Below are 5,751 nucleotides of genomic sequence, written 5' to 3' on the forward strand. Positions count from 1 at the left end.
CTTGTATCGCTGCTTCGAACATACGAGCCGTCTTTATTTTTAAGTAGTATTAAAAAGCCTGAACCAGACCCTGAGAATGCACTATTACCACCATAACTTGAAGTGCCGATTGTATTATAATCATGCCATGCCGCAATATATGGACAATCCAAACCATCGAAAATACCAAAAGCATGGCATAGTGAATAATCTTTATACTGGTTTGTTGATGTTTCAATCGTGACACTCGGCATGATGTAAAAATTCTCATCATCACCGACTAATATCCAAGACCTTACCCCATTGACCGCGTTCGTACTTAAAGCGTAATACAATCCTCCGGTGTCGGCGGTTGCGTAAGGCCATTTCGCCCAACCGATATACGCACCTGAATTGCCAACCGCGGATCCTGTGCCAATCCAGTTCTTTGTCGGTAGTAATGGATCAAACGGTGCTTGAGATCCACTAATGTCATCAATGCCAGTGCAAGACTCCAATATTCCCACTTTTGCAAACTTGGCGCGTGTCGGAGTATGCAGAGGATCACAAGTATCATCAACACGTAAATAATATGGATTATTATCCGTGTTCTTTGCTTGAAATACCGCCCGACCTGTATCACTGTATGGCTTAGACCAACCCAAGGGCGCAAGCCGGCAACTTAGTGTTTCATTAATAGTCTGATCCGGTAGATCAATTAAAAATTCAATCGTGGTAGGGGTTGCACCCAAGATTTTAAATTCATCATTGAGCACACTATTGTTTGATCCTGAGATTTCAACCCACTGGAACATCTCAAGATTATGCGCCCCACTAAATGATGCAATTGCAACACCATTTTCAATCACAATATTTAAAAGTGTTTGCGCACCATAACCGTCGATTAGACATTTAGAGAGCACATTAACTAATGCACCCCAATTGTTATCGAGCGTTGGTGCATTAATGTTGGATGATGTAAACCATTTAACTTTTCCGCTCATTATTTTTTCCACAAAAAAAAGACCGCAATTGCGGTCGTATTGGTTAAATTGTGCGATCAATGTCACCACGTAGCATGATCTGAAATTGATCTGATAACACTGCCGGTTCAGATTGCTTCACAGTACGAATCACCCAGACTGGAAAGTTTGCAGCCACAGTATTGAAGCGCAGAACATTCCCATTAGCCCATCCCGAACCCCAACCTTCTTTTTTGATCATAAAATATGGAACACCAGTGACCGGGTTGATCGGTGCATAGTCGGCATTAACGTTACCGGTGCCAATCTGACCAGAGTATTCCCCAATACATCGGAATTCTGTTGAGTTGGTAAACTGGATATACCAACGCTCTTGAATAGCGCCTTTATTTTTCACCATGAATGGATACAGCGCATCGTTGTAATTGGCTGGTATGGTTGCCCCAACAGGCTCATCTGCCCAAGCGCCATTCCATGAACCTTGTACGAACTTTCTGGTATATCGTGCCTGCATATCACCAATAACCAAAGCAGAACCAACAATAGTATCCACCGCATCATAGTTATGGGTTAAAGGCTTGGTGAAAGTCAGCTGACCGTTAATCTGTACATCACGAATCAGACCCATATCCTGATAACGGTATTTCATTGTCAGTGGTGCAACCAGATTGCCCAGTACGAAGTCACCGCCCAATGTCACGCGGCCATAGTCATAATCAACGGTATATAGATCAAAAGGCACTTTCGTTCCATTGGCATCTTCCAGTTCTGCCCATGAAATCCGTTGATCACCCAACTCATATGTAGTGCCAGCAATCGCACTTGGTAACTGCTGCACCTTGCTTGAGCTGACAATACCAATACCACCCACCCTGAAAATCGGCACCCGACCATCAATCGGTAAACGAGTCGCAGATAAACCTAAAATTTCAGAATCCAGTGGAATATAGGTATAAGCGACTGCGTTATAACGTACTGATGAAGCATCGACCCAGACTGGAACATTGATATAAGTGTCTACTCCTTCCTGGTACTCCAGCAACGGGTCATACCAATCATTGGCCTCAATCTCTGCTCGATTGGCCTCAGTGATTTTGGTTTTGGTGTAAAAGTAAATCGTGACAAAACCATTATCCCAATTGACCTGACCATGCGCCCGACTAGTTTCAATCACCCCGTTTTCATCCGCAGTCAGTGTCAATTGGCCAAATTCAATCGTGCCCACCACTATTGTTAAGGATTGTGGGCGGATCGGCATGATTGGGGTTCTAAAGCTGATCTTATTGACCGGCAACAGGTCGGTTGTAGTGGTTAAGGATTCCAGAGTAATCGTGTTATCTGCGTTCGGCGTCCAGGAATCGATTTCAATAATCCCGTTGCCGTATTGAATGACACCTGACTGAATACCGCTATTATTGGCCGGATTCACATTACGATACAGCAAGCCAGTACGATCCAGAAAGGTATCAGCACCGACTTTGAATCGTGCTGAGCCTATCAAGATCTGCTCATCAAAGCCAGAGGATAAATCCAATTTGAGCTTGTTTGCAGTCACTATACGTGTGGCCGAATTGGAGCCGGATGTATCACGGTATTTAATCTGTACATCAACAGTATTAAAAGCCTTCAGCTCAACCTGTTCGCCCTGAATACCGGATGGTTGTGGAGAATAAAAAGACATATTTCCTCGCTAGGCAGCCGCATAGGTAGCCATAGGTGTAAAGGTTTGCACAAATCTGCTCGCTGTACTTTTTGGTGTGACTTCAACTGCGCCAGTGGCATAGATAATGGTGCCTTGCACTTGACCACGGCTATTCACTAGATTACCCATAGTTGCATTCACCGGCACATCTGTCAGAGTTACAGACCCTGTAATCCCCTCACTGCTTTGAAGTGGAATTTTTAACTCAACACTATTTGGCTGAATTGCTGGTCCTGTACCAATGTTAAAGGTCAGCTTTTGATTTACAGGAGCAACATCCATCTTGGTCTGCTCAAGTGATTGACCATAGTTATAGATCACCGAAAATACCGTGCCTTTTTGCGGCAACTTATTTGGAATGATCTTGCCAATGCCGGTCGCATAGTTGATTTCACCCGTAGCATCGCCAGTAAACTTACCTTGAGCATTGGAAGTTGCAGTTTTGGACTCACCCTCAAGCAACCAATTAATGGTGACACCCGATAAGATGCCTGCATGGCCTAAATCAAAATCAAAGGCAGCCTTTTCGACACTCAAGTTTGATCGTACGAAGGTGACAATCGGTGTGCCCCAGTTCAGCAGAATCGGCGTATCCACATCAGGTAAAGCACCAGTCGTTAATAGCCATGAGCCAGTTTCATAATTGATCATGCCTGAACCAAATGAAGGACTGGCAGCCTTTAACTGGCCTGATCCGTCGTCTTTAAGTTCATAGAACTTACCCTGACTCATATATGAGATCGACAAAGCGCCGGGTGCCGGAATCGGAATTAATACTCCGGTCCAGTTGGTACTTTGATTATTTTGAGTGACCGGGATGGCATGACTTTGATAATACTGGTTTGGTGCCGCAGCTGGCTTGAACGTGATATTCAAGTTCACATTTCCGGCTGGTGCTGCCGCAGTCCATTGAATCAAGCCACGCTGATAATCAATCGTTCCGACCTGGGTGCCTTGGGTATTTTTAAGCAAGCCACCTTGATCCGCGATCTGCTGGCCTTGCTGGCTAAACGCTACACTTGATGGAATCACTGCAGAACCGATATACAGGTTCTGACTCATCCCAATCACCGTATTGGGATAATTCACTGTGATTGTGCTGTTGTTACCGGCCACGAGTACCACGCTTTCACCTGCAGCATTCACATCAACAATTGGGGTTTCGGTCTGAGCAGATGGAATCAGCTGGGCAAAGATACTTTTTGCATTGACCGTAAACTCGCCCACGTTTGCCTCAGTTGCCAGCGCGGTAGATGAGTAATACAGGCCGGTATCAGCGACTAAGGTATCGCGGATAATGGTTTTTGATGGCTGCAACTCATACCATTGTTTTGCAGATAACCCAACAAAGTCCGCTTCCAGTGGGTCATTGATAGCATAGGTTGCGACTTTATATTCAATCTCCTCTTTATCAATCACCATCTTGGCAATGCGTGTCTCTACTTTGGTGATCCGCACATACTGCTCGAGTTCTAAAGCCTTGCCTTCATCACTGATTAGAACAATGGTATCGCCTACCGATGCCTCAACCTCCTGTGGCCACATCACAACCTGAAGTGATGACATGCCCTGCCAATGAGTATCCAGTGGTGTTCCGGCAATCTGACCAGCTTTGGCCAGATAGTTTTCCACCCGGTTCTGTGCCGACTGGCGCTCATCCGTCCAGTTCTTGGTGCTGAACAACAGTGCGGAGACGTTTGGATCTTTAGGCAGCTCAGAGATAAATACTGTTGCTCCCATGAGTAAATCGGTGTCTTCAGTCGTAACCGCTGGAAAGACCTTGCGCATGGATACATCACCCATGGTTCGATCCATTTCAGACACATCATTGAACAGGTTATTGCTGATCCCGTCTTGCACCACCACGCCAGAATATTTGCCACCACCGTCCGTGTTATCCGTCAAGCGTTCAGACTTGTAGATTACTAAATCCTTTGTTTCAATCGCCATCGTTTAACTCCGTAAAGCGCAAGGTCACGTTGTAATAATCATCCAGTGATACCGCTGGAATCCCTTTCACCGGATCAGCCTCTAAAGCGCCATCCTGATGGTTGAATTTGACTGTAAATTGTCGGTTGTCATGCGGCTGCTCAAACTGCAGTTTAAAATTCTCATCCTGTAGCTTGGACCACTCCAAAACAGTCCGTAATTGTCGAAGCTTGATCCAACCCATACCTGTATCAGCCGGTTGCAAAGTGATTGGCCGACCAGACTTCTTTTTGCCTTCCTGAATCTGCAAAGTGCCATCCATGGCGTAGGCTTGATTCTGCTCAATAGCCTTCCATGAAAATTCATCAGACCATAAAAAACCGTCCTCTAATGGGACGGTTTCTGATGTTGCTAAGCGGATTAATTTCATGTTGATCTCGCTTGTGTTTTTAATTGATTAACAAGTTCATTCATTAAAGACTCTTGTCCTGCTGGCCCGCTAAATTTCATCTGCTTACCATTAAAGTCAAAGTTATAAGTGACTTCTTTGCCTGGTTGACCTAAATCTCTAGCTGATGGCGCAGAAGGAATAGATGGCGCGTAATCATTCAAACCGGATGACCCCGTAGAAGCCACGTTAATATTACGAAGTAAATCATTAATTTTATTCGTTCCGATTTGAGTGGTAAGACCCTTAGATGCGGCATTCCTAAATTCTTGCTGAATAAGAGTTGATAGTGGCCCAAAACCACTTTTGCCCATATTTTTTTGATATGTGTCTTTATCAGCTGCTAAACCTTTCGACCAGAGATCACCTGCAATTTTTTCAGCTTGCTTATCGTCATACCCCATACTCTTAACCTTGGCCAAAACATCGGCCCTACTGTATGAGTCATACTTATAAATCGAGCCATAGGCTTCGCCCTCCCGCTTCATTCGTGCTCTTAATTCGTCAAAGTCCGCGGCTGCTGCCTGTCTCGCCTCTTCCCATGCATCTGTAACATCATTTGCAGCACTAACCCCCCTGTGACCAAGCTCATCAAAACCATCGCCAGCATGATCAGTTGCATTACGAACACGGTGTAAGCTTTCTTCCACGGCATTATTGGCTTTCACTGAAACTTGGCCGGTTTCACTTACCTGGATCGATAAACCTAGTGAAGCTGCTTTGGCATTTGC

The 5,751-nt window shown here is 45.1% G+C and carries 4 protein-coding genes and 1 pseudogene; all 5 read right to left on the bottom strand.

The genetic code is table 11. The features are described from left to right. The coding region (locus GGG_RS20060; protein WP_138920297.1) for a hypothetical protein at positions 1 to 881 on the bottom strand (881 nt) is incomplete at its 3' end. Between the two features lie 124 nt (positions 882 to 1,005). After that, positions 1,006 to 2,622, bottom strand: a complete 1,617-nt coding sequence (locus GGG_RS0118110) for a hypothetical protein (RefSeq protein ID WP_029574706.1) — start codon at positions 2,620 to 2,622, stop codon at positions 1,006 to 1,008. Between the two features lie 9 nt (positions 2,623 to 2,631). Beyond that, entirely contained in the window at positions 2,632 to 4,593 is a 1,962-nt protein-coding gene (locus GGG_RS0118115) for a hypothetical protein (protein WP_029574707.1), read from the bottom strand. Further along, positions 4,583 to 5,002 carry a hypothetical protein gene (locus tag GGG_RS0118120; RefSeq protein ID WP_010117563.1) on the bottom strand — a complete coding sequence of 140 codons (420 nt, stop codon included), beginning with the start codon at positions 5,000 to 5,002 and terminating at the stop codon, positions 4,583 to 4,585. Before GGG_RS0118120 ends, GGG_RS0118115 begins: the two co-directional genes overlap by 11 nt. Then, positions 4,999 to 5,751: pseudogene (locus GGG_RS21085) on the bottom strand (tape measure domain-containing protein); the annotation flags it as partial. The gene GGG_RS0118120 and the pseudogene GGG_RS21085, both read right to left, overlap by 4 nt.

Source organism: Acinetobacter sp. P8-3-8 (assembly GCF_000214135.1).
GTDB lineage: Bacteria > Pseudomonadota > Gammaproteobacteria > Pseudomonadales > Moraxellaceae > Acinetobacter.

Excerpts from the sequence above, each read along its gene's own strand:
- GGG_RS0118110 (WP_029574706.1), bottom strand. The coding sequence starts at position 2,622 with ATGTCTTTTTATTCTCCACAACCATCCGGTATTCAGGGCGAACAGGTT.
- GGG_RS0118115 (WP_029574707.1), bottom strand. The coding sequence starts at position 4,593 with ATGGCGATTGAAACAAAGGATTTAGTAATCTACAAGTCTGAACGCTTG.
- GGG_RS0118120 (WP_010117563.1), bottom strand. The coding sequence starts at position 5,002 with ATGAAATTAATCCGCTTAGCAACATCAGAAACCGTCCCATTAGAGGAC.